The organism is Rhodoferax sp., from assembly GCF_011391645.1.
In the GTDB taxonomy this organism is placed as follows: Bacteria; Pseudomonadota; Gammaproteobacteria; order Burkholderiales; family Burkholderiaceae_C; genus Rhodoferax.
This window is the reverse complement of record NZ_JAABQC010000037.1, coordinates 1-22,004: the sequence shown is the minus strand read 5'-3', so window position 1 is coordinate 22,004 and position 22,004 is coordinate 1. Positions and strand designations below refer to the sequence as shown.

Genomic DNA, 22,004 nt, shown 5'->3' with positions numbered 1-22,004 from the left:
GCCAAAGATGGAGACACCCTCATTGTTCTGTTTGGCGGAAGTACCAAGCGTGGCCAGCAACGGGACATAGACAAAGCGAAAGAATTATTGGCTGAATACAAATCACGCAAAAAGGCGATGGCTTCCAAAACGCGTAATAAGCACAAGGGGTAAAGGAAATGGCACTGACCAGAAATTTCAAAGAAACCGTCATCCAGCGCGTGCAAAGCGATGCTTCATTCGCGCAGGCGCTTCTGGATGAGGCCGCCACACTGTTTCTCAATGGCGAACCAGAGACCGCCCGCCTGATCCTGCGCGATCTTGTCAACGCAACCATCGGTTTTGAGCAACTCGCATTGTTGACCGCCAAACCAAGCAAGAGTTTGCACCGTATGTTGTCACCCACGGGCAATCCCAGCATGGACAACCTGGCGGCCATTTTTCGTGCGGTACGCGAGCGGCTTCAGGTCAGTCTTCAAGCTCACTCTATGGCCGTCTGAGGCCAGTCGCAGCTAGCCTTTCGGTCTGCTCGGCCATCTTCAAGGCTCCATCCACTTCAATGCTGAGGTAGCGTACTGGGTGGATCATCTACCGCGCCGGACTCCGGCTCAATGCTCGTAGTGCAGGTCCACTTCGGCCCGATCACCATCTGCCCGGCTGCTGATGCGATCGGCACTGCGGCGCAATAAATAGCCTGCGAGCCGTTGCTCGCCGTCTTCGCTGGCGACGATCTGACGCGGGGTGGGCCGGGTCTCGGGTATGAGCAGCGGCGCACCGGTGTAGCGCAGGCGCAAGTTGAGGCTGAACTCGTCGAAATTCGCCTCGATCTCGACCCTGCCGGCGGTCGGTCCGATCACTTCGAGCACCTGGGCGACGCCGAAAGCCGCACGGTTCACGACATCGCGGCGTGCCGCCCAGCGTGTACCTTGCTCGGTCAGGAACTGCTCGGCCACCATACGGCTGTTCTGTTCCGGCTCAATGGTGATGTTCACGCGCTTGCGCACACCGATGCGCATGATCAGATTCAGCGCAATGGCACACACCGTGCCAAGCACCAGCGGATTGCCCAGGATGGGTTGCAGCGCGACCGGTGCGGTCATGAACAGGTCGCGGTAGATGTCTGCCATCACCGCCATGGCAAAGGAAAAGCCGATCACCAACGTCTTGCGCGCGTCGAGCATGCGCGCGGTGATCATTTGCAGCCCGGTGACGAAGACGAAGGCCGAAGTAAAGAACAGGGCAGCACCCATCACCGGCGGCGGCATGGCGGCAAACACCACGGCGGCGGCCGGCACGAAGGCCAGCAGGATGAAGCCAGCGCCGATGGCGTAGCCGACTTTCCGACTGGTGACGCCGGTCGCGGATGACAGACCGATGCTGGAGCTGTAGGTATTGGAGCCCAGGCAGCCCATCAGCCCGCAAACAATCGAGCCCAGACCGTTACTGGTGACGCCGCCGCTGATGGACCGGAAGTCGGGGCGCACCCAGTCCTTGTCGTTCAATCGCTGCACGTTGGTGACATCGCCCATCGTCCGCAGCGTGGAGCCAATGGCGGCCACGACAAAGGGGGCCAGTGCGAGCCCGTCGAACTTGTATTCGATGTGACCCATATCTGGCAGATGCAAAAGGCTCAGCCCCTGCGTTGGCATCATCACCGAAAGGTCGAGCACACCGAGGGCCGCGCTGGCGGCATAGCCGACGATGACGCCAATCAACGCACAGAACATCTTGGCGTAACCGCTGGTCCAGACATTCAAAACCACCATGGTGGCCAGCGAAAGGCCTGCGATGACCGGAAAGATCGGCTGGATCTGACTGCCTCCGGTGATACCGAGGCTGTAGCGCAAACCGACTGACGCGAGCGACAGCCCGACGATGGCGATCACCAGGCCGGCAATCTCGGGCGGTAGCAAGGCGCGCAGGCGGTTCAGCACCGGGGCGATGGCCACCTGCACGAAGCCGGCCATGATGGTCATGCCGAAGATCAACCCAAGCCCGCCCAACTGCAGCGCATATTGCGACGGACCCAGAAAGATCGCCGTAAATGAGGCCGGGCACAGGTAGCCGCAGCCGACAAATCGCGAACGCATGCACAAAAAGATCGTCGCCAGGCCGATGGCCAGCATCGACAGCGACACCGTGTCAAGGAACTGTGCACCAGTCAATCCCGCCTCGCGCGCAATGATTAGCGGGTAGATGAGCGTGATCGCGATGACCGCGATGTGCTGGATCGCCGAGATGATGAGCACCGCCAGCGGCGGAGTCTCCTCGGACGCGTAAAGAAGACCGGCGGGGCGGGTCATTTGGCGTCGAGCCGGTCAACCGGGCTGCGCCAGCGCGTCTTCGCGCGACGCGTGCACGGCAAAGGCGTCAAGCAGTCCGCCCATCTCGAAGAGTTCACGCACTTGGCCTACGAGTCCGCACAACACAAAGCGGGCCGCATTGCGTTCAGCTTCGTCTGTCGCCACCAACAGCACCCGAAATGCTGCACTCGTGAGGTAGAGCACTTCCTTGAAGTCCACTACGACGTCTTTCTCTCCGGCCTGAAACAGCTGGTTGACGTGTGTGCTGAATTGTTCAGCGTTGCTGCTGTCGATACGGCCGACAAGTGCCAGAACGCAGGCGCTGCCAAACCGTGTTTGCGATATCTCGAGGGTCTTGATGTTCATGGATATCGCATTGGCCTATGGTTGGGTCGCGTCGGTACGGCGCAATTTAATTATCGTCAGGCGATTCGTGTTGTCAATCCGTTCATACGCCAGCCGGTCAATGAACTGCCTGACCATGTGCACGCCCAGACCGCCCGGCCGCGGCCGTGGTCCGGCCGGCATGGCCTGGGGTGCCGGTGACTCGCGCGGGTCGAAGGGACGGCCGTCGTCGCAGATATCGATCCGCACCTGAGACAGGTCGACCACGATGCGCACCTGCAATGTGTGGCTGCCGCCTTCGGGCCATGCGTACTTGATGACATTGCTCACCATCTCGTCCAGCGCCACCTGCAGCTGCACCAGCAATTTCGGCGCGAGACCGTGCTCGGCCGCGAGTCGGTCCATCGCCTCGCTGACCCGCGTCATCTGGGCAAGCTCATTGCCGATGATCAGTTCGATCTCGCCAGCCCGCGCGGGCTCGCCCACTGCGTCGAGGCCGGTGCTGCAGCCGGGCCACAAGCGCAACGCGAGCAGGGTCACGTCGTCGGCCTTTGGCGCGCCGCCGGTGAAGGCCTCGATGTCGCATTTCAGCGCCTCGACCAGCGCTTGCGGCGGCTCGCCGCCGGTGGCGTGCAACAGCGCCTCGAGGCGAGCGGCACCGTAGAGTTCCCCGGCTTCATTCATCGCCTCGACCACGCCGTCGGTGCACACCAGCAGCATGTCGCCCGGCTGCAGCGACACGGCCTGGTTCTGGTAGCGCGTTGCCGCGCGCACGGCCAGCGGTGCCTGTGGCTTGCCGGCGACCTGCTCGAGTTCGCCAGACGAGCGCCGCAGATAGGGTAGGGGGTGGCCTGCGTTGATGTAGGCCAGCGTACCATCACGCACGTCGAGAAAACCGAGGAAAAGTGTCACGAACATGCGCTCGCGATTGTCCTGGCACAACTCGCGGTTCACCGCCTCGGCGATCTGCGCCGGCGTGCGTTCGTGCGGTGCCAGCCTGGGCAGCAATTCGGCCACCGCCATACGCACCAGGCTGCGTGTGCGCGCCATGAACATGCCGGCCGCCGCGCCCTTGCCCGACACGTCACCGACCAACAGGCAGAACAGGCCCTCGGTGGCGCAGAAGGCGTCGTAAAGGTCGCCGCCGACCTCGCGCGCCGGATCCATCAGCGCGTGCACCTGCACCGGCTGCTGCGGCGACACCGCCGGGAATCGGCTCGGCAACATGTTCAGTTGCGCCTTGCGGGCGCCCTCGATTTCCTGCTCCAGGCGCGCCAGGCTTTCGCGCACGGCGTCGCGCAGGCGTTTTTTTTCCAGGCTGGCGCCCACGCGGGCGCGCAGCAGCGTCGGGTTGAAGGGCTTGGACAGATAGTCTTCCGCGCCAAGTTCCACACAGCGGATCACGCTGTCAATTTCCTCGAGCGCCGAGATCATGATCACTGGAATGTCGCGCAGCTGGGCATGGGCCTTGAGCTGCTCGAGCACCTCGTAGCCGTTGAGCTCGGGCATCATGATGTCGAGCAGCACCAGATCGAATTTTCCCGCGCGCAGCATGTCCAGCGCCGCGCGCCCATCGTTGGCTGTGCTCAGGTTGCGATAACCCTCGCGGTTGAGCCGTCGGGTCAGCGTGTAGCGGTTGTCCTCGTTGTCGTCCACCACCAGCAGTGCGGCGTTGTCAGCTTTCACGATGGTGTCCTTTCGGTGAAGACAGCGATGTGCCGCCTGCGCATCAATACCTGGATTTCATGAAGTCGATGCTGGGCTGCAGCACGCGCCGCCAGGCCGCCCCGGTTGGCGCATCGAAGCGCGGGTCGGACGCCTCGACCGCCCGCATCAGCTGCTCGAGCCACAGATCGTAGAGCGGCGGCGCAATGTCCAGCCCGGCCCTGCCGTGACTCTGTGCGAGCTTCTCCAGGTGCGCGGCGCGCTCGGACGGGCTGCTGGCCAGCATCATGATGTACAGCGACGACTTCAGCATCCTGGCTTGCTTGCGCAAGTCGGTGTGCTCGAATTTCTGCGCCACCGTGTCGGAAGAAGCCAGGAACAGGCGGTAGAAACAGCTCAGGAAATCGGGCTGCGCGGAGCAGCGCTCGAGACTGTCGTTGAACAATTCGATGTCCCGGTTGTTCATCGCCTGCCTTCAATCCGGCAGCGAGGCGGTGGGCCGGGGTGCCAGCGCCTGCATCTTGGCCAGCAAGCGCGGCAGCTCCACCGGCTTGGTGTCGTAGTCGTCGCAGCCCGCGGCCATGGCCATTTCCAGGTCGCTGGTCATGGCATTGGCGGTCAGCGCGATCACCGGAATGTGTTTCGTTTCCGGCGCGGCCTTGATCTGCCGCGTCGCCTCGGTGCCGTGAAGCACAGGCAGGCCCATGTCCATCAGGATCAGCGCGGGCTGCTCGGTGCGGGCCATCGCAACACCCTCGGCGCCGTCACGGGCGATCACCACCTCAAAACCGGCGCGCTTGAGCCGGCGCTCCAGCATGTAGATGTTGTCTTCGTTGTCCTCGACGTACAGGATTTTCATGCCCCGGGCTCCTCGCTCTTGAGGCCGCGACCGAGCGCGATACGCGCGGGCAGCACCCGGCCGATTTCCTGCAGCAGGGCTTCCATGTCTGAGGCCCCCTTTTGCAATACCCGCGTCACACCGCCGTTGAGCCGCTCGCGCTCCTGCGCGCTCAGGTCCTTGGCGGTGATGACCACCACGGGGATTTCGCGCCACTCCGGCCGGCTGCGCAACTCGACCACGAACTCGAAACCGTCCATCTCGGGCATCATCAGGTCCAGCATGATGACGTCGGGCAGCGCCTGGGCAAGCTGCGCCAGCGCCAGGCAGCCATTGCCGGCCTCGAAGACCTCCCACTGGTCTTTTTCAAGGACCTGGCGCATGGTCCGGCGCATCATCTCGTCGTCGTCCACCAGCAGCACGCGGCGCCCGCCATGGCCGCAGATGCCGCGCAGCACACCCGCCAGCCGCGCGCGGTCCACCGGCTTGATCATGTAATCCGTCGCCCCGAGCGCGTAACCGCGCTTCTGCTCATCCACGATCGACATCAGGATCACCGGAATGTCACGCAACTCGGGGTCGCCCTTGATGGCTGCGAGCACCGTCCAGCCGTCGATGTCGGGCATCATCACGTCGAGTGTGATGGCCGCGGGATGAAGTTCCTTTGCCAGCCGCAGCCCTTCCTGTCCGCCACGCGCGGTGACCACGGCGAAACCCTCGCGCGTCAGGTGGCGCTCCATCAGCTCGCGCACCGTGGGGTCGTCGTCCACCACCAGGATGGTGGCGGGCCCGACGGCCGCGGCACTCTGGCGCGCCGGCATCGACCTCTGCACCGGCTCGGGCGGCGGCTGGACACCCATCATGGCCGGCAGCCGGATGGTGAAGGTGGAACCCCGGCCCGGCTCGCTGGTCACCGTGATGTCGCCCCCCATCATCTGGCAAAAACGCCGGCTGATGGCCAGCCCCAACCCGGTGCCGCCGTATTTTCGGGTGGTCGAGGCGTCAGCCTGCACGAAGTCCTGGAACAGCTTGCCCATCTGCTCGGCCGTCAGGCCGATGCCGGTGTCGGTCACCGCCAGCGTCACCCACTCGACACCCGCCTCAAACACGCGCCGCGCGGCGATCGTCACCGTGCCCTTGTCGGTGAACTTGGTGGCGTTGCTGGCCAGGTTCAGAAGCGCCTGGCGGGTGCGCGTCTGGTCGGCGTGCATGCTTCCGATGTCGGGTGCGCAGTCCACCACCAACTGGTTGCCCGCCTTGGCCGCCATCAGCTGGATCGTTTGCGCCACGTCCCCGACCAGCGGGGCGATGGCGAAGGTCTCGACGTGGATATCCATCTTGCCGGCCTCGATCTTGGACAGGTCGAGGATGTCGTTGATCAGCGCCAGCAGGTGCCTGGCCGCGCGCAGCACACGCTCCAGCGGTTCGATGTCGTCCGGCCGGTCCAGGTCGACCGCGTCCTCGTGCAGCATCTCGGTGACGCCGATGATCGCGTTCAGCGGCGTGCGCAATTCGTGCGACATGTTGGCAAGGAATTGCGATTTGAGCTGGCTCGCCACCTCGAGTTGTTTGCCCTTCTCGGCGATCTCGCGAAACAGGCGCGCGTTCAGGATCGCCAGCACCGACTGGCCCGCCAGGGCCTGCAGAAGCGCGACCACCGACGGCGAGAACTCGCCCGCCGTCTGGCGCCGGATGACCAGCGCGCCGATCACGCGCTCCTCGCGCAGCAGCGGCACCGCCAGCAGCGAGCGCACACCCTCGCGCAGCAGCGGGGCCCGCATCCGCTGGTCTTCTCCCGCCTCGACATCAATCACCTGATGGGGGCTGCGGTGCTGGCCGCACAGGCCGACCGCCGACTCCCCGATCCGCAGCTTCGATTCGTGCAGCGTGCGGATATAGCTGTCGCTGACGCCGTGGTTGGCCCGCGGCACAAACACCTCGGCCGCCTCGTCGAACTCGTAAATGGTCCCGCCCGCATCGGCTTTGGACAGCGCAACCGCGTTCGAGACGATGGTCGCCAGCACGGTGCCCAGGTCGAGCGTGGAACTCACCGCCTGGCCGACCTCGCTGAGTGCGCGCGTCTGTTCGACCGCTTGGGTGAGGGCATCGGTGCGGGCACCCAACTCCTTGAACAGGCGCACGTTCTCGATCGCGATCGTCGCCTGATCTGAAAAGGTCTCGAGCAGCGCGATCTGGTCGTCGGGGAAAGGACCGGCGCAAGCGCGCGCAACCCAGATGACCCCCAATACGGCGCCATCGGGCGCCAGCATCGGAACCGCCAGCAGACTGCGCCAGCCGCCAAAGGCGGCGACGCCCTGGTGGTAATGAGGATCAGCCGCGACATCCTCGACATGGACCCGGGCGCCGCTAAGGATGACGCGACCGGAGGCGTGTTCGGCGTCCGGTCGCATGGGATACATGCGGCTTAGCAGCGCCAGCACCTCCGGCGTCAGGTTCTGGTGGGCGACCATGTGAAGAAGGCCGTCGTCGAGACGAAAAACAATGCCGAACAGCGCATCACACAGCACCACCGCGTTGCGCACGATGCTGTCGAAGACGGGCTGGACGTCCAGCGAGGACTTGCTGACGCTCTTGAGGATCTCGCTAATGGCCCTCTGTTTGTTCAGCGCCTCCCGGGTTTCCTTGAACAGGCGAACGTTCTCGATGGCGATCGCGGCCTGGTCGGCAAAAGTGCCCAGCAAGGCGACCCTGGCGTCCGAGAACGGTTCGGCGCGTGAACTCGACACCGCCATGCCGCCGATCGGCTTGCCATCGCGCAGAATCGGCACAGCGACGATGGCCCGGAATGTGACCGCATGGGCGATCGTCGCCTGTCGGTAATGGATATCGGCCTGGACGTCTGGTATGTGCTCAACAAGCCGGTTCTGGATGGCACGGCCGATCGCGCTGCCCGAACCGGCGGGCAGCGGGAAGCCCTGCCGGTACGCCAGTTCACCCTCGACCGACATACCATGAAGCGCGCGGATGTGGATGAGCTCGCCGTCGAAGTGGAACACCGCGCAGAACTGGCCAGCGCAGAGGCGCACTGCATGCTCTGCAATGACGTCGAATACCGGCTGGATATCCTCCCGTGAGGCACTGATGGCCTTGAGGATCTCCGCCGTCGCGGCCTGCTGCTGGCGGGCCTCAGCCAGTTCCTCAAGCGCGTGGCGCAACGCGAGCGCATCAACGGCGGCGTTGTCGGCGTCGAGGCCCGCGCGCGACGCTTCGACAGGCACGGCATCTTCGGCAAGAGTAGGCAAGTGTTTGTCCCCTCGGTGGCCCCGACGGATAGAAGATCCAGCCGTGTCAGGTCAGGCATGTTAACTTGGAACAGTCCGCCATGCGGGTATGGACTCACGACATGCTCGTGACCCGACGGTGCGAACGCGCAGTAGCCCGCTCCGGGAGCGCGACACAGTGCGTCCCACAACCCAAGTTGGCGTGCCGGGGCTTGTTCGTTGCCAATGCCAGCTTTCGGGTAGGCAATTTTCGCTAACACTACTACCGCTATGGGTCTACAAGCGACCATCACCGCGAACGCCTTGCTTCTCTTGCGACCTTTATCGCTGCAGCTGGCACTCAAGCTCAATCCCGAGGCGGGCCGAGCCAGTTTTTGGCATCATTGAGCACCGGATGCCAGACCAGCAACAGCAGCAGGACGGCCAAGGGCACGGTGGTGATGAATCCGATTTCCTTGAATCCAATGGCGCCGACCAGTCCGCCAATGAAAAAGCTGCCGATCAGCTTGGCCAGCAGGCTTAATTTTTGGCGATTGGCCCGCACCAGGGTGTCGCGTGTCAGGCGGTTGATGTAGAGCAACTTGCCCAACTCGATGCCAAGGTCGGTGACCAGGCCGGTGACGTGGGTGGTGCGGATCTCGGCGTGGGATATTTTGGTGATGACGGCGTTTTGCAGGCCCATGATGAAGCACAGCACCAGCACCGTCAGCGGCACAAAGAGCACTGCAAAAAAGCTGATGCCGGCGCCGAACAGGCCAAAAAGCAGCAGCAGGGCGGCTTCTAGCAACAGGGGTCGGCCGTAGGCGCTTTGCAGATGGCGGCGCAGCCCCCAGTTGACCATCCAGGCGCTGGTCATGGCGCCGCCAAGAAAGGCGAGCAATGAAATCACCGCGGCGAGCGCCAGGTAGCTCTGGCCGGTGACCAGGTTGTCCGCCACCGACGACAGCATGCCGGTCATGTGTGAGGTGTATTGCCCCACCGCCAGAAAACCGCCGGCGTTGGTGGCGCCCGCTACAAAGCACAGCGTGATGCCCAGGTGCAAGTTGCTTTCGGCGGTGCGTTGCACCGCCGTCCAGCCGCGCAGCAGGGGAATCATGTGGCTACTGGCTTCAATGCACCCGCATGCCTGGCTGGGCGCCGGCAAAGGGCTCCAGCACGTAAATGCCGGGCTGGGTCTTTTCGTCGGCGTGGCTGGCGGCCAGCACCATGCCTTCGCTGATGCCGAACTTCATCTTGCGCGGCGCCAGGTTGGCGACCATCACGGTGAGTTTGCCTGTGAGTTGCTCTGGCTGGTAGCTGCCGGCTATGCCGCTGAACACATTGCGCAGCCTGGGTTGGCCAGCGTCATCGAGTTCACCGACGTCCAGCGTCAGCTGCAGCAATTTGGTCGAACCCGCGACCGCCTGGCAGTCGACGATCCTGGCGATGCGCAAGTCGATCTTGGCAAAGTCGTCGATGCTGATGGGGGGTGCGATGGCCTCGCCACCCGGATGGGTAATTTCTTGCTGAGTCTCAAGGGGTTCGGGCGCCTCGAACAAGGCTTCGAGTTGCTTGATGTCGACACGCTGCATCAGGTGCTGGTAGCTGCCGATCACATGGCCGGTGGCCATCGGCTGGCTGATATTGGCAAAGCTCAGCGGCTCGATCTTGAGGAAGGCTTCCACCTGCGTCGCCAGCGCCGGCAGCACTGGCTTGAGGTAGCAGGTCAGGATACGAAAAGCCTTGATGCACACTGTGCACACGTCGTGCAGGCGCGCCTCCTGGTCGGGTTTTTTGGCCAGGTCCCAGGGCTTGTTGGCGTCCACATAGGCATTGACCTTGTCGGCCAGCAGCATAGTTTCGCGCAGCGCCTTGGCGTATTCGCGGGCCTCATACAACTGTTCGATGGCGCCGGCTTCACTGCGCAGCAGATGCAAGAGCGCGGCGCCGTCTTCAGACACCTCGCCCAACTTGCCCTCAAAGCGCTTGGTGATGAAGCCAGCCGCGCGACTGGCGATATTGATGTATTTGCCAATCAGGTCGCTGTTGACGCGGGCCATGAAGTCGTCAGCGTTGAAGTCGATGTCTTCGTTGCGGGCTGACAGCTTGGCGGCCAGGTAGTAGCGCAGCCATTCGGGGTTCATTCCCAGGCTGAGGTACTTGAGTGGGTCGAGCCCGGTGCCGCGGCTTTTGCTCATCTTCTCGCCGTTGTTCACCGTCAGGAAGCCGTGCACAAAAATATTATCGGGCGTCTTGCGGCCACTGAAGTGCAGGCAGGCCGGGAAGAACAGGGTGTGAAATGTGACGATGTCCTTGCCAATGAAGTGGTACTGCTCAAGGTCGGGGTTGGCCATGTAGGCGTCGTAGTCCTGGCCGCGCTTGGTCAACAGGTTCTTGAGGGACGCCAGGTAACCAATCGGCGCGTCCAGCCAGACATAAAAATATTTGCCAGGTGCATCCGGGATCTCGATGCCAAAGTAGGGCGCGTCGCGGCTGATGTCCCAGTCTCCCAGGCCCTCGCTGGTGCTGCCGTCTTGGTTGGTGCGCACGGTGAACCATTCCTTGATCTTGTTGGCCACCTCGGGTTGCAGCTTGCCGTCCTGCGTCCAGTGCTGGAGGAATTCAACGCAGCGCGGGTCGGAGAGCTTGAAGAAGAAGTGCACCGAGTTGCGCAGCTCAGGTTTGGCACCCGAGAGCGCTGAATAGGGATTGATCAGGTCGGTGGGCGCGTACACCGCGCCGCATTGCTCGCAGTTGTCGCCGTATTGGTCCTTGGTGTGGCACTTGGGGCATTCCCCCTTGATAAAACGGTCCGGCAAAAACATGCCCTTGTCAGGGTCAAAAAACTGCTCGATGGTGCGGGACTCGATCAGCGAGCCGCCAGGGTTGTCGCGCAAGTCGCAGTAAATCTGCTGCGCCAGTTCATGGTTTTCCGGGGCGTCGGTGCTGTGCCAGTTGTCAAAGCCAATGTGAAAACCGTCCAGGTAGGGCTGGCGACCGGCCGCGATGTCGGCCACAAACTGCTGCGGTGTGACACCGGCTTTTTCAGCGGCAATCATGATGGGTGCGCCGTGGGTGTCGTCGGCGCAGACGAAGTCAACCGCGTTGCCCATCATGCGTTGATGCCGCACCCAGATGTCGGCCTGGATGTACTCCATGATGTGGCCGATGTGGAAATTGCCGTTGGCGTAAGGCAGGGCGGTGGTGACGAACAGTTGGCGGGGCATGGAATGAACTTTCAGGACAAGAATGTGATTTTAGTCAACGCGCGCTGGCCTTGCGTCGCAACCGATGGTCCAGGCGCAAAACGTTGAGTGGGGTTAACCCGTGGCTGGGAAAACCCTGATTTGCTCAGTTCGATAAGGTCAAGCTTATCTTGGCTAGACTAGGGCCCCCTTAGGAGAAATACATGGCAGTAGTTGAGCAGACAGTGATGGACGCCCTCAAGGGCGTGATTGACCCCAACACCGGGCGCGATTTTGTATCGAGCAAATCCATCAAGAATTTGACCGTGACCGACGGCGATGTCGCCTTTGACGTCACGCTGGGTTACCCCGCCAAGAGCCAGATTCCGGGCTTTCGCAAGGATCTCATCGCGGCCGCAAAAAGCGTGGCAGGCGTGGCCAATGTGTCGGTCAACATCACCACCAATATCACGGCGCACGCGGTGCAGCGCGGCGTGGCCTTGTTACCCAAGGTCAAGAATATCGTCGCAGTGGCCTCCGGCAAGGGCGGTGTTGGCAAGAGCACCACCGCCGTCAACCTGGCACTGGCACTGGCGGCCGAGGGTGCGAATGTCGGCATTCTGGATGCCGATATTTACGGTCCCAGCATTCCCATGATGATGGGCATCGAGGGCCGACCCGAGAGCGAAGACGGGCAAACCATGGAGCCCATGGAAAACTACGGCGTGCAGGTGATGTCGATCGGCTTTCTGGTGGCGCAGGACGAGGCCATGATCTGGCGCGGTCCCATGGCCACCCAGGCACTGGAGCAGTTGCTGCGCCAGACCAACTGGAAGGACCTGGACTACCTGATCGTTGACATGCCCCCGGGCACCGGCGACATCCAGCTTACCTTGAGCCAGCGCGTGCCCATGACCGGCGCCGTGGTGGTGACCACGCCGCAGGACATCGCCTTGCTCGACGCCAAAAAAGGCATCAAGATGTTTGAAAAAGTGGGCGTGCCGATTTTGGGCATTGTGGAAAACATGGCGGTGCACGTGTGCAGCAACTGCGGCCATGTCGAGCACATTTTTGGCGCCGATGGCGGCAAGCGGATGGCCACGGAATATGGCATGGAATACCTTGGCGCCCTGCCGCTCAACATGCAGATCAGGTTGCAGGCTGACAGCGGCAAGCCGACCGTGGTGTCGGACCCCGACAGCGACGTGGCCGGGCTTTACAAGACTGTGGCGCGCAAGGTGGCGCTGGCCATTGCGGCGAAAAACAAGGACTTTTCCAGCAAGTTCCCGAGCATCAAGATTTCCAAGGGAACCTGAAGCACCGAGGCGTGTGCGACAAGACCTGGTGAGGGTCAGCCAAAATGCGCTGGCCGCCACTGGGAATGCTGTCAGAGGCTGCGGCAGGTGCCAGCACCGTTGTCAACCATGCTGATCGCAGCGACAGGGCATCTTGCGGCACATTCGCCGCAGCCGCTGCAGCGGTCGCCGTCTTGCAGCACCGTCCTCTTCTTCCAGGCCTTGGTTTCAAAGGCTAGCAGGCGCAGCTCGCAGGCCGAGATGCAGCGGCCACATCCTGAGCAACGCGCCGGGTCAACCTGTGCAATTTCGACTGCCATGGGATGAAGTGATTGAATTTGGGAGCTCGGCCTCATTGCCTTCAGGGCTGCTGGCCGGCGGAGCTTTGCCAACCCCGGCGCCAAATTGTCTCGTCTTGCAGTTGCCGCCAGTGGATGCGCGTCACGGCCTTTGAATACACCGCCTCCAACTCAACCCATTCAATGGCCAGTTCCGGCAGATCGGGCTTGATCACCCGCGACACCAGGAAATGCTTGTTTTTGGCGATCGGGTGCACAGCGGTCCATTTGGTCAGCAACAGTTTTTTGGGATGCAAGGGGGTCATTTGGCGTCTCCACGTCGGTTTGCAGGCGCGTGCAGCTTGAACTGCTCGCGTTCATCCACAGGGCTGCCTGCCCACCGCGGTTCTCCAGCCAGGTTCAATACAGTCATGTTGGTTCAATATCCTCAAGCCAAGGGGCTGAATCAGGAAAAGGGCAAAATTTATGCATCGGTTGAATACTGCCACACCGCCTCCAACTGGTGGAGTTTTGCGGGCATTCACGCCCATCGCCAATTTAACTATCGAGGTATGACCATGCAAGACGACGAGCGCTGCTGCGGCACGGGAACCTGCATCATTGACACCAACGGCCATTGCTGGTGCGGGCAGCAGTGGGACGGGGAAAAAATGTGCCATCCGGCTCTGGATGCGCCTTCTGACCTCTGCGCGCCCGATTTGGCGAAACCGGCAGACAGTTCGGGTCCCGCGCAGTTGCCATGAACATCACCCAGATCAACACTGATTTTTCCCGGCGCTGTGTCGTCGACAGCAACGCGTTGGCCTGGCATGCCTCGCCTTCGCCCTTGGTGTACCGTCGCTTGCTGGAGCGCGACGGTGGCGAGGCGGCACGGGCAACATCGATTGTTCGCTACGCTGCCGGGGCAAGTTTCGAATCACACCTGCATGAATTGGGCGAGGAGATTTTGGTGCTCGACGGGACGCTGAGCGATGAGACAGGTGACTACGGGCAGGGCACCTACCTTAAAAATCCGCCTGGCTCGCGGCACGCGCCGTTTTCAAGAGACGGTTGCCTTCTGTTCGTCAAGCTCCGCCAGACCGACCCGGCAGACACCGGGCGGCGTGTGGTGGACACGCGCCGCTCAGCCTGGTTTCAGGGGTTGGTGGAAGGCTTGACGGTCCTGCCACTGGCTGAATTTGGCACCCAGCACACGGCCATGGTGCGCTGGGCACCGGGGACATTTTTCAACCCCCATCGCCATTACGGCGGTGAAGAAATATTTGTGGTTGAGGGTGTTTTTTCTGACGAATACGGAAGCTATCCGCAGGGCAGCTGGATTCGCAGCCCCCATCTCAGCCAGCACCAGCCTTTCAGCCGGGAGGGCTGCCTGATACTGGTCAAGACCGGGCATCTGCCTGTTGTCTGCGGATCTCGCGCAGCATGAACAGGTAAAGCCCCTCCACTTTCTCGCGCGCCCAGGGCGTTTTGCGTAAAAACTTCAGGCTTGAGGCAATGCTGGGGTCATGCGTGAAGCAGCGCACCGGGATGCGTTGCCCCAGGCCTGCCCAGCCATAGTGGGCGCTCAGGGCCGTCACCATGGCTTCGAGCGTGATGCCGTGCAAGGGGTTGCGGGCTTGCGGCGGGGGTGGCGCCGCGGCCTGTGCGTCGGAAGGTGCGGGGGGTACGGTGCTCATGCCTGGATTTTGGCACTGGCGGCCTTTGGCTTGTGACTCTCACTTTGTTTTTTGGCTTTTTTGACCTTGGCTTTGTCAGACTTGACAGCAGCTTCTCGCTCCGGGTTGGGCTGGTCCTGCAAAACAGCCTCCAGGCGCTCACACAGGGTGCGCAGAATCTTGACCCGGGCGAAATTCTTGTCGTTGGCTTCCACCAGCGTCCAGCGCGCCTCGCCGGTGCTGGTGCGCTCCACCATGTCGCAAATGGCTTGTTGGTAGTCATGCCATTTTTCGCGGTTGCGCCAGTCTTCCTGGGTGATCTTGAAGCGCTTGAACTCAACCTGTTCGCGTTCCTTGAAGCGCTTGAGCTGCTCGGCCTGGCTGATTTGCAACCAGAACTTGACCACAATGACCCCGGCGTCGATCAGTTCGTGCTCGAAGTCGTTGATCTCGCTGTAGCCGCGCAGCCAGTCGGCCTCGGAGCAAAAGCCTTCCACCCGCTCCACCAGCACCCGGCCATACCAGGTGCGGTCAAAAATGGCCACGTGCCCATGGCGCGGCAGGTTGCGCCAGAAGCGCCACAGGTGGGGCTGCGCCTTTTCTTCATCGGTGGGCGCTGCCACCGGCGTCACCTGGTACTGGCGCGCATCCAGCGCCGCCGCAATGCGCCGGATGGCCCCGCCTTTGCCCGCCGCATCGGCGCCCTCGAAGGCGCACACCAGCGAGCGGCTTTTGAAGCGCTCGTCACGCACCAGTTCCGACAGGCGGCCCTGCCATTTGGCCAGCTCGTCCTTATAGGGTTTGTCGGCCAGCGTCAGCGTCAGGTCGAGCGCGGACAGCACGTTGCGGCCGTCCAGGTCCACCCGCACCATGGGTGCCATGGGCGTGTGCGGCGCTTCCTTGGCCGCCAGCTTGTTTTGCATGGCTTTCAGCAGCACCTGGCCCACCGTCATGCAGCGGTAGCGGTCGTCGGTGCCTTCCACCACCACCCAGGGCGCAGCAGCAGTGTTCGTCACGCGCAGTAAATGCCGTGCCACGTCCTGCAGTTGGTCATAGGTTTTGAGGCGGTCCCAGTTCCACTGGGTCACGCGCCACGCGGTGCGCGGGTCGCTAGAGAGCGCCTTGAGGCGCTGCTTTTGCCCCTCCTTGGTCAGATGAAACCAAAACTTGAGCACCAGCGCGCCCTCGTCGACCAGCATCTCTTCGAAGCGGTTGATCTGTTGGGCGCGGGCATCAAGTTCCTTGACCGAAATATCGCCTTCGATGCGTTCGCGAATCGGGTCCGAATACCATGAGCCGGCAAAAATACCCACCCGGCCCTTGGGTGGCAGACTGCGCCAGTAACGCCACATGGGCGGGCGCTCGCGCTCTTCATCGCTGGGTTGGCTAAACGCCAGCGTCGATATAAAACGCGGGTCCATCCACTCGTAAAGCGTGTTGATGGTTTCACCCTTGCCCGCGCCGTCCTGGCCGCTGATGAGCACCACCACCGGGGTCTTGTGCTGCTCAAACAATTCGACCTGCGCGTCCAGCAAGGCGGCGCGCAAGGTCGGCACGGCTTCCCGGTAGGCGGTTTTGCTCAGCTGGTGGCCAATTTCGGCAGATTGAAACATCGGAAACTTTCATGAAGTCGATAAAGGGGCTGCTTGCACTGACGTTTGTCACGATACAGGCGCAACCGCAGATTGCACCACCTGTGGCCCGCTATTTTTTGACCCAACGCAAAAAATCAGGTTTTTGGCTTGTCGCATCGGCAACTTTGGCCAAGCCCGACTTTGTCAAAGGGCCATTTGAATCCGTTACAGTTCCACTCCATATGCCGACTCTACGCCCATTCATTGAAGTTGCCGTGATCATGCAGCGCGTGGCCAACACGGGCTCCGCTGCCCGCTGGCAGCCCTGGCGCTGGCAGCTTGCCGACGTGGTCATGAACGAAGCCGGTTTTGGCTCCGAGCCGCGCCTGCTGTACCAAAATGACAATGAGCAACGCTGGTTGCACGGCGGTCTCAAGGTGGAACTGTTCAGCGATGATGGCGAGGGCTATTACTTGAACGCCAGCACCGACGAGCCCAGCTGGTTTGTCTTGTGGCGCATGGAGGAACAGCCCGGCGTGGCAGCAGAACCCATCCCAAGACCGCTGGTGGTGAGCCTGAGTTATTACGACGCGGGGCGCTGGCTCGACGCGCAGGAAACCGTGGAGCAGGTGCCCGCGCCCGCGCCGGTGGTGCAGTGGTTGCAGGCCTTTGTCGATGAGCATCATGTGGTGGAGCCCAAGCGGCGCAAGCGGCCCGAAAGCTTCAAATCGCTCACCGACCGCTTTGGCAACCCGGCCACCGTCAGCACCGACAAATCCTTCGGCAACGGCCAGGGCGGTGGACGTGGCTGACGGCTTTTTGGGCCGCTGGTCGCAGCGCAAGCAGGCGCTGCGCGAGGGCAGGGAGGTGGCAGAGCCGCCGACCGACAAGCGCATCGAAGTCGAAGACGCTGCGATCGCTTCCGCGGCTGAAACATCAAGCACTCAAGTTCAGGCAGATCCGCCCGCGCCAGCCCCGACGCTGGCCGATGTGCAGGCGCTGAACGCCGACAGCAGTTTTGCCCCATTTGTGGCGCGTGACGTGGCGCCCGAGGTGCGCAACGCCGCCATGAAAAAGCTCTTTGCCGACCCGCATTACAACGTGATGGACGGGCTAGACATCTACATTGACGACTACAGCCTGCCCAGCCCCTTACCTGCTGCCATGCTGCGCCAGATGGCCGGCGCCAAGTTTCTCAAGCTGTTTGACAACGAGGAACAGGTGCCGGTTCCCGAGTCAGCACTGCCCGCCAGTTCGGCCATGCCCACACTTGCAGCGGTGGGCACCTCTCCAACCCAAGTACCGGACTCACACCATGACCACACTGATTTGCGACTGCAACCAGACCATGCCGCTCGACCCGCGTGCCCTGAGCGCGAGCCTGAACGAACCGCTGACCCTGCATTCGAGCCTGTGCCGCCGCCAGGCCGCTGAGTTTCTCCAGGCTGCGGGCAAGGGCGATGAACTGGTGGTGGCTTGCACCCAGGAAACCCGGCTGTTCAACGAACTGGCCGACCAGGCACACCTGAGCGCCCCGATCAAATTTGTCAACATCCGGGAAACCGGTGGCTGGAGCCGCGACGCGGCAAAAGCCAGCCCCAAAATTGCCGCCTTGCTGGCGGTGGCCCACTTGCCAGAACCCGAGCCGGTGGCCACCGTCACCTACAAGAGCGCGGGGCGCACGCTGATCATTGGCGAACTCGGCGCCGCCGAGCAGGCGGCCGCCTTGCTGGGCGACACGCTCGACGTCACCCTGTTCACACAAGGAGCCGGCGACCTGGGCGCGGCGCAGGAGCGGCGTTACCCGGTGCTCGGCGGCCAACTGCAAACTCTTACCGGTTGGCTTGGCGCCTTCGAGCTGGCCTGGCAGCAAGACAACCCGATCGACCTCGACCTGTGCACGCGCTGCAACGCCTGCCTGGCCGCCTGCCCCGAAGACGCGATTGGCCTGGACTACCAGATTGACCTGCGGGCCTGTGATGCCAACCGCGCCTGCGTCAAGGTGTGCAAGGTGGCCGGTGCCATCGACTTCAACCGCACCCCGCAAGACCACAGTGACAGCTTTGATCTGGTGCTCGACCTGCGCGCCACACCGGCGTTCAGCCAGCACGCCAAGCCGCAGGGCTACCTGCACTGGGACGGCCGCGACCTGAAAGCGCTGCTGGCCTGGCGCGAGCTGGTGGGTGAGTTTGAAAAGCCCAAGTTCTTCAACTACAAACAAAAGCTTTGCGCCCACAGCCGCAACGACAAGCTGGGCTGCACGGCCTGCATCGACGTGTGTTCGGCCAGCGCCATCAGCAGCGACTTCAAGCGCCAGCAAATCAAGGTGAACCCCAACCTGTGCGTGGGCTGCGGCACCTGCAGCACGGTGTGCCCCACTGGCGCCATGGGTTTTGCCTACCCGCCCGCCAGCGACCAGGGCGTCAAGCTCAAAACGCTGCTCGCCACCTACCAGCGCAGCGGTGGCAGGGACGCCGCGTTGCTGTTGCACAGCCAGGGCCAAGGCGCGCAATGCATAAGTGACCTGGGCCGCGCCGCGCAGCTGGAAAAAGGCCAAAAAGACGGCACCCATGGCGTGCCGGCGCGTGTCTTGCCGGTGGCGCTGTGGCACACCGCGTCAACCGGGCTGGATCTGTGGCTCACTGCCGTGGCCTATGGCGCAGCCAACGTCTGGGTGCTGCTGACCGACGAGGAAGCGCCGCAATATGCCGAGGCGCTACGCGAGCAGATGGCCGTGGCACAAGCCATTCTGGCGGGTCTGGGCTACCAGGGTACACATTTCAGACTGCTGCAGGTGCGCGACGCGCGCGATCTGGCCATGCTCGACCGTGATTTGCAGGCCGCGCCCGCGCAAACGCCGGCGCGCCACGCCGGCTTTGCGGTGCAGTCGGACAAGCGCGCCACGCTGGAGCTGGCGCTGGACCACCTGATCAGCCACGCCCCCAAGCCCGGCACTGCGCCGATTGCCTTGCCGGCCAGTGGCTCGCCCCTGGGCGGTCTGGTCATCAACAAGGATACCTGCACCCTGTGCCTGAGCTGCGTCAACGCCTGCCCAGCTGGTGCGCTGGCCGACAACACGCAGACGCCGCAGTTGCGCTTTATCGAAAAAAATTGCGTGCAGTGCGGCTTGTGCGTCAAGACCTGCCCGGAACAGGCGCTTAAGTTGGTACCCCAACTCAACCTGGCACCCCAGCGCAGGGAGCATGTGGTCTTAAACGAGATGCAACCTTATGCCTGTGTGCGTTGCGGCAAGCCCTTTGGCACGCTCAAGGGCATCGAAGGCATGCTGGGCAAATTGGCGGGCCACAGCATGTTTCAGGGGGCGGCGCTGGAGCGCCTCAAAATGTGCGGCGACTGCCGCGTCATCGACATCTACTCGGCCGACAACGAAATCAAAATCACGGATATCAAATCATGATGCCATTGCCCGAACCCCATGCCAGCAGCGCGCTTGACGAAGAAACCGCGCGCGCCGAGTTGTATGGCTTGCTGGCCCAGCTTTTCTATGCGCCGCCCGCATCTGAACTGTTGGCGAACCTGCGGGTGGCCGTCACCGAGGCCCCGGCGCCCGGAGGCTTTCTGGAAGAACCCTGGCGCGCCCTGGTGGGGGTGGCACGTGAATTGGACGATGACGCCATTGCCCAGGAGTACAACGACCTGTTTGGCGGCGTTGGCAAGCCCGAGGTCTACCTGTATGGCTCGCATTACCTGAGCGGCTTCTTGAACGAAAAACCATTGGCGCGGCTGCGCACGGAATTGACCAGCCTGGGCCTGGGGCGCGACGATGCCATGTCAGACACCGAGGATCACATTGCCTACCTGAGCGAGGTGATGCGCTACCTGATTGCCGGGGATGATGTGGCGGTGGCCAACTTGGCGCGTCAGCAAGCCTTTTTTAACGCCCATCTGCAGCCCTGGGTGGGGCCGTTGTGCGACGCCATTGCCCAGCACCCCAAGGCCCGTTTTTATGCCGCCGTGGCCGAGTTGACCCGCGCCTTTGCGTCGGTCGAAACCCAGGGTTTTGACATGCTGGCTTGAGTGGCCATGCGGTGCGACGCCACGCGTCTTGTCATGCGTTATTCGGGTTAAAGTGCCAGCCTGTGCCCTCGTGGCAATGGCAGGCTCTTCTATTTGAAAGAACAAAATGCAAACCGCTAAACCCATTGAGCTCCATGGTCAACCGATTGCCGGCGGCAAATTCCCGCTGATCTGCACGCCACTGGTCGGGCGCACACTGGACAAAATCCTGGCCGAGCTGGCCGTGGTGCTGCCCAAACAGCCCGACGTGCTGGAATGGCGCGTTGACTACTTTGATGCCATTGGTGACACCGCCGCCGTCATTGCCGTAGCCAAGGCGATCAAGCAGGCCGCAGGTGACATTCCGGTGCTGTTCACCCGCCGCTCCACCATCGAGGGGGGCGAAAAAATTGCCATCAACGAAGCGCAAGTCATCGCCATGTACACGGCGGTCTGCGAGAGCAAAAGCATCGACCTGATTGACTATGAAATGGCCAACGACGCGGCCAACATCGCGTTGGTTCGCATCGCGGCCAAGGCCAACGACATCAAGCTGGTGCTGTCTTTCCACAATTTCTCTTACACGCCCGACCTGGCAACGCTGGCAAGCAAATTTTTGACCGCAGAGCAGTTGGGCGCCGACGTGGCCAAGGTGGCGGTAATGCCGCGCGACCTCGACGACGTGCTGACGCTCCTGACGGCCACCCGCGAAGCCAGCAAAAAGCTGCGCATACCGCTGATCAGCATGTCGATGGGGCCTTATGGCGCCATGACGCGCCTGTTCGGCTGGACTTTTGGTTCCGCCTTGACGTTCGCTGTCGGCGCCAGCAGCTCGGCTCCAGGGCAGGTGCCGATTGAAGACCTGAACACCGTGCTGGCGATTCTGCAGAAGTCGATGGGCGGCAAGTGAAGCTTTGAAAAGTCAAATTCCTGACAGGCTCCAGGCGGTCGTCTGATGTGCCTGCCTGCCGGTTTCTGGCAGACTGGGGACCGACGGTGTCAAATTTGGGTTGACTGTCGCTTTGGTTCCCTTGACCGACAGCCAGCCTGTTGAAATGCCCGCTCCCCGCTTACTGGTTCCCGGTAGATTTTGATTGCCGCCACTGGAGTGCTTTTTGGGCTCCAGACCCAGCCAGGCTGCAACTTGTCAACCAGCGGATTAGCCCAACCTAGGCGCGTTGATTGGAATCGATCTTTACAGCAGCAGGCTGCGCAGCAACTCACTCAGCCCGTCCCAAACGATCTGCACGCCGAGGCACAACAGGATGAAGGCCGACAGACGCAAGAAAATAATGCTACCGGCCTCGCCCAGCGGCTTGAGCAACTGCTGGGCGTAGCGGAACGCCAAGTACAGCAGCAGTCCGATGATAAGAAGCGCCAACACACCGCCGCCCATGCGGGCCAGGGACAGCGACAGGCGGGTGTCGTTCAGCGCCACGCCCACGGTGATGGCTGCAGCGATCGAGCCCGGCCCGCAGCTAATAGGAAAGGTGAGCGGGTAAAACGCCTGTCGCCGCGCCTGCTCGGGTGTATACGACTCGGCCAGAGCGGCGCGGCTGTCGTCGCTGGCGTGGTTGGCATTGAGCAGGCGCCACGCTGAAGCAGCCACGATCAGCCCACCCCCCACA

General features: G+C 62.4%; 22 protein-coding genes and 1 pseudogene. 9 read left to right on the top strand and 14 right to left on the bottom strand.

Features of this window, described 5'->3' with window-relative positions; all coding sequences use genetic code 11:
• Positions 1-158 precede the first annotated feature (158 nt).
• Positions 159-479 carry a transcriptional regulator gene (locus tag GPS82_RS06750; RefSeq protein WP_296492509.1) on the top strand — a complete coding sequence of 107 codons (321 nt, stop codon included), beginning with the start codon at positions 159-161 and terminating at the stop codon, positions 477-479.
• A 108-nt stretch (positions 480-587) separates the two neighbouring features.
• On the opposite strand, the gene GPS82_RS06745 is transcribed toward GPS82_RS06750, so the two are convergent.
• The 8 genes from GPS82_RS06745 to metG form a co-directional block, all read right to left on the bottom strand.
• Entirely contained in the window at positions 588-2,282 is a 1,695-nt protein-coding gene (locus GPS82_RS06745; protein ID WP_296492507.1) for a solute carrier family 23 protein, read from the bottom strand.
• 15 nt (positions 2,283-2,297) lie between these two features.
• Complete coding sequence (locus GPS82_RS06740) at positions 2,298-2,648, bottom strand: STAS domain-containing protein (protein WP_296492505.1); 351 nt, start codon at positions 2,646-2,648, stop codon at positions 2,298-2,300.
• Between the two features lie 15 nt (positions 2,649-2,663).
• Positions 2,664-4,313, bottom strand: a complete 1,650-nt coding sequence (locus tag GPS82_RS06735; protein ID WP_296492502.1) for a SpoIIE family protein phosphatase — start codon at positions 4,311-4,313, stop codon at positions 2,664-2,666.
• A 43-nt stretch (positions 4,314-4,356) separates the two neighbouring features.
• Positions 4,357-4,758, bottom strand: coding sequence for a globin domain-containing protein (locus GPS82_RS06730; RefSeq protein ID WP_296492500.1), 402 nt, complete (start codon positions 4,756-4,758; stop codon positions 4,357-4,359).
• Positions 4,759-4,767: 9 nt separating this feature from the next.
• Positions 4,768-5,151 (bottom strand): response regulator, encoded by a 384-nt coding sequence (locus GPS82_RS06725; protein WP_296492499.1) that lies wholly within the window; start codon positions 5,149-5,151, stop codon positions 4,768-4,770.
• Positions 5,148-8,393, bottom strand: a complete 3,246-nt coding sequence (locus GPS82_RS06720) for a GAF domain-containing protein (RefSeq protein ID WP_296492498.1) — start codon at positions 8,391-8,393, stop codon at positions 5,148-5,150. The genes GPS82_RS06725 and GPS82_RS06720 overlap by 4 nt, the downstream gene beginning before the upstream one ends.
• A gap of 325 nt (positions 8,394-8,718) precedes the next feature.
• Positions 8,719-9,468, bottom strand: coding sequence for a YoaK family protein (locus GPS82_RS06715; RefSeq protein ID WP_296492495.1), 750 nt, complete (start codon positions 9,466-9,468; stop codon positions 8,719-8,721).
• A 13-nt stretch (positions 9,469-9,481) separates the two neighbouring features.
• Complete coding sequence (gene metG / locus GPS82_RS06710) at positions 9,482-11,578, bottom strand: methionine--tRNA ligase (protein WP_296492494.1); 2,097 nt, start codon at positions 11,576-11,578, stop codon at positions 9,482-9,484.
• 182 nt (positions 11,579-11,760) lie between these two features.
• Between metG and apbC the strand changes: the two genes are divergently transcribed.
• Positions 11,761-12,852, top strand: coding sequence for an iron-sulfur cluster carrier protein ApbC (apbC, locus tag GPS82_RS06705; RefSeq protein ID WP_296492492.1), 1,092 nt, complete (start codon positions 11,761-11,763; stop codon positions 12,850-12,852).
• A 71-nt stretch (positions 12,853-12,923) separates the two neighbouring features.
• Here apbC and GPS82_RS06700 read toward each other — a convergent pair whose 3' ends face one another.
• Together GPS82_RS06700 and GPS82_RS06695 are read right to left on the bottom strand one after the other, a co-directional pair.
• The gene (locus GPS82_RS06700; protein ID WP_296492490.1) at positions 12,924-13,151 is read right to left on the bottom strand and encodes a 4Fe-4S binding protein; all 228 of its coding nucleotides are present in this window, start codon (positions 13,149-13,151) and stop codon (positions 12,924-12,926) included.
• Between the two features lie 41 nt (positions 13,152-13,192).
• Positions 13,193-13,435: a TIGR02450 family Trp-rich protein gene (locus GPS82_RS06695; protein WP_296492488.1), complete on the bottom strand. Its 243-nt coding sequence runs from the start codon at positions 13,433-13,435 to the stop codon at positions 13,193-13,195.
• A gap of 36 nt (positions 13,436-13,471) precedes the next feature.
• Here GPS82_RS06695 and GPS82_RS06690 point away from each other — a divergent pair, with 36 nt between their 5' ends.
• On the top strand, positions 13,472-13,873 hold the full coding sequence (locus GPS82_RS06690) for a hypothetical protein (protein ID WP_296492485.1): 402 nt from the start codon (positions 13,472-13,474) through the stop codon (positions 13,871-13,873).
• Positions 13,870-14,556 carry a cupin domain-containing protein gene (locus tag GPS82_RS06685; RefSeq protein ID WP_296492482.1) on the top strand — a complete coding sequence of 229 codons (687 nt, stop codon included), beginning with the start codon at positions 13,870-13,872 and terminating at the stop codon, positions 14,554-14,556. Before GPS82_RS06690 ends, GPS82_RS06685 begins: the two co-directional genes overlap by 4 nt.
• Here the strand turns inward: GPS82_RS06685 and GPS82_RS06680 are convergent.
• On the bottom strand, positions 14,510-14,806 hold the full coding sequence (locus tag GPS82_RS06680; protein WP_296492479.1) for a VF530 family protein: 297 nt from the start codon (positions 14,804-14,806) through the stop codon (positions 14,510-14,512). The genes GPS82_RS06685 and GPS82_RS06680 overlap by 47 nt on opposite strands.
• Positions 14,803-16,398 carry a polyphosphate:AMP phosphotransferase gene (pap, locus tag GPS82_RS06675; RefSeq protein WP_296492476.1) on the bottom strand — a complete coding sequence of 532 codons (1,596 nt, stop codon included), beginning with the start codon at positions 16,396-16,398 and terminating at the stop codon, positions 14,803-14,805. Before pap ends, GPS82_RS06680 begins: the two co-directional genes overlap by 4 nt.
• Positions 16,399-16,601: 203 nt before the next feature.
• On the opposite strand from pap, the gene GPS82_RS06670 reads away from it, so the two are divergent.
• The 5 genes from GPS82_RS06670 to aroD all read left to right on the top strand — a co-directional run bounded on the left by GPS82_RS06670 (position 16,602) and on the right by aroD (position 21,286).
• Entirely contained in the window at positions 16,602-17,171 is a 570-nt protein-coding gene (locus GPS82_RS06670) for a DUF3305 domain-containing protein (protein WP_296492475.1), read from the top strand.
• Positions 17,164-17,793 (top strand): DUF3306 domain-containing protein, encoded by a 630-nt coding sequence (locus GPS82_RS06665; RefSeq protein ID WP_296492473.1) that lies wholly within the window; start codon positions 17,164-17,166, stop codon positions 17,791-17,793. The genes GPS82_RS06670 and GPS82_RS06665 overlap by 8 nt, the downstream gene beginning before the upstream one ends.
• Entirely contained in the window at positions 17,675-19,777 is a 2,103-nt protein-coding gene (locus tag GPS82_RS06660) for a 4Fe-4S binding protein (protein WP_296492472.1), read from the top strand. Before GPS82_RS06665 ends, GPS82_RS06660 begins: the two co-directional genes overlap by 119 nt.
• The gene (locus tag GPS82_RS06655; protein ID WP_296492469.1) at positions 19,774-20,397 is read left to right on the top strand and encodes a molecular chaperone TorD family protein; all 624 of its coding nucleotides are present in this window, start codon (positions 19,774-19,776) and stop codon (positions 20,395-20,397) included. The genes GPS82_RS06660 and GPS82_RS06655 overlap by 4 nt, the downstream gene beginning before the upstream one ends.
• 106 nt (positions 20,398-20,503) lie before the next feature.
• Positions 20,504-21,286 carry a type I 3-dehydroquinate dehydratase gene (aroD, locus tag GPS82_RS06650; protein ID WP_296492466.1) on the top strand — a complete coding sequence of 261 codons (783 nt, stop codon included), beginning with the start codon at positions 20,504-20,506 and terminating at the stop codon, positions 21,284-21,286.
• 153 nt (positions 21,287-21,439) lie between these two features.
• Here the strand turns inward: aroD and GPS82_RS06645 are convergent.
• Together GPS82_RS06645 and GPS82_RS06640 are read right to left on the bottom strand one after the other, a co-directional pair.
• Positions 21,440-21,529: pseudogene (locus tag GPS82_RS06645) on the bottom strand (transposase); the annotation flags it as partial.
• A gap of 42 nt (positions 21,530-21,571) precedes the next feature.
• Positions 21,572-22,004 (bottom strand): MarC family protein (locus GPS82_RS06640; RefSeq protein WP_296492463.1); only part of this gene is annotated, 433 nt, incomplete at its 5' end.

What these genes read in the sequence shown, in the direction of transcription:
- GPS82_RS06750 (WP_296492509.1), top strand. Translation starts at nt 159, where the DNA reads ATGGCACTGACCAGAAATTTCAAAGAAACCGTCATCCAGCGCGTGCAA.
- GPS82_RS06745 (WP_296492507.1), bottom strand. Translation starts at nt 2,282, where the DNA reads ATGACCCGCCCCGCCGGTCTTCTTTACGCGTCCGAGGAGACTCCGCCG.
- GPS82_RS06740 (WP_296492505.1), bottom strand. Translation starts at nt 2,648, where the DNA reads ATGAACATCAAGACCCTCGAGATATCGCAAACACGGTTTGGCAGCGCC.
- GPS82_RS06730 (WP_296492500.1), bottom strand. Translation starts at nt 4,758, where the DNA reads ATGAACAACCGGGACATCGAATTGTTCAACGACAGTCTCGAGCGCTGC.
- GPS82_RS06725 (WP_296492499.1), bottom strand. Translation starts at nt 5,151, where the DNA reads ATGAAAATCCTGTACGTCGAGGACAACGAAGACAACATCTACATGCTG.
- GPS82_RS06715 (WP_296492495.1), bottom strand. Translation starts at nt 9,468, where the DNA reads ATGATTCCCCTGCTGCGCGGCTGGACGGCGGTGCAACGCACCGCCGAA.
- metG (WP_296492494.1), bottom strand. Translation starts at nt 11,578, where the DNA reads ATGCCCCGCCAACTGTTCGTCACCACCGCCCTGCCTTACGCCAACGGC.
- apbC (WP_296492492.1), top strand. Translation starts at nt 11,761, where the DNA reads ATGGCAGTAGTTGAGCAGACAGTGATGGACGCCCTCAAGGGCGTGATT.
- GPS82_RS06700 (WP_296492490.1), bottom strand. Translation starts at nt 13,151, where the DNA reads ATGGCAGTCGAAATTGCACAGGTTGACCCGGCGCGTTGCTCAGGATGT.
- GPS82_RS06695 (WP_296492488.1), bottom strand. Translation starts at nt 13,435, where the DNA reads ATGACCCCCTTGCATCCCAAAAAACTGTTGCTGACCAAATGGACCGCT.
- GPS82_RS06685 (WP_296492482.1), top strand. Translation starts at nt 13,870, where the DNA reads ATGAACATCACCCAGATCAACACTGATTTTTCCCGGCGCTGTGTCGTC.
- GPS82_RS06680 (WP_296492479.1), bottom strand. Translation starts at nt 14,806, where the DNA reads ATGAGCACCGTACCCCCCGCACCTTCCGACGCACAGGCCGCGGCGCCA.
- pap (WP_296492476.1), bottom strand. Translation starts at nt 16,398, where the DNA reads ATGTTTCAATCTGCCGAAATTGGCCACCAGCTGAGCAAAACCGCCTAC.
- GPS82_RS06670 (WP_296492475.1), top strand. Translation starts at nt 16,602, where the DNA reads ATGCCGACTCTACGCCCATTCATTGAAGTTGCCGTGATCATGCAGCGC.
- GPS82_RS06660 (WP_296492472.1), top strand. Translation starts at nt 17,675, where the DNA reads ATGACCACACTGATTTGCGACTGCAACCAGACCATGCCGCTCGACCCG.
- GPS82_RS06655 (WP_296492469.1), top strand. Translation starts at nt 19,774, where the DNA reads ATGATGCCATTGCCCGAACCCCATGCCAGCAGCGCGCTTGACGAAGAA.
- aroD (WP_296492466.1), top strand. Translation starts at nt 20,504, where the DNA reads ATGCAAACCGCTAAACCCATTGAGCTCCATGGTCAACCGATTGCCGGC.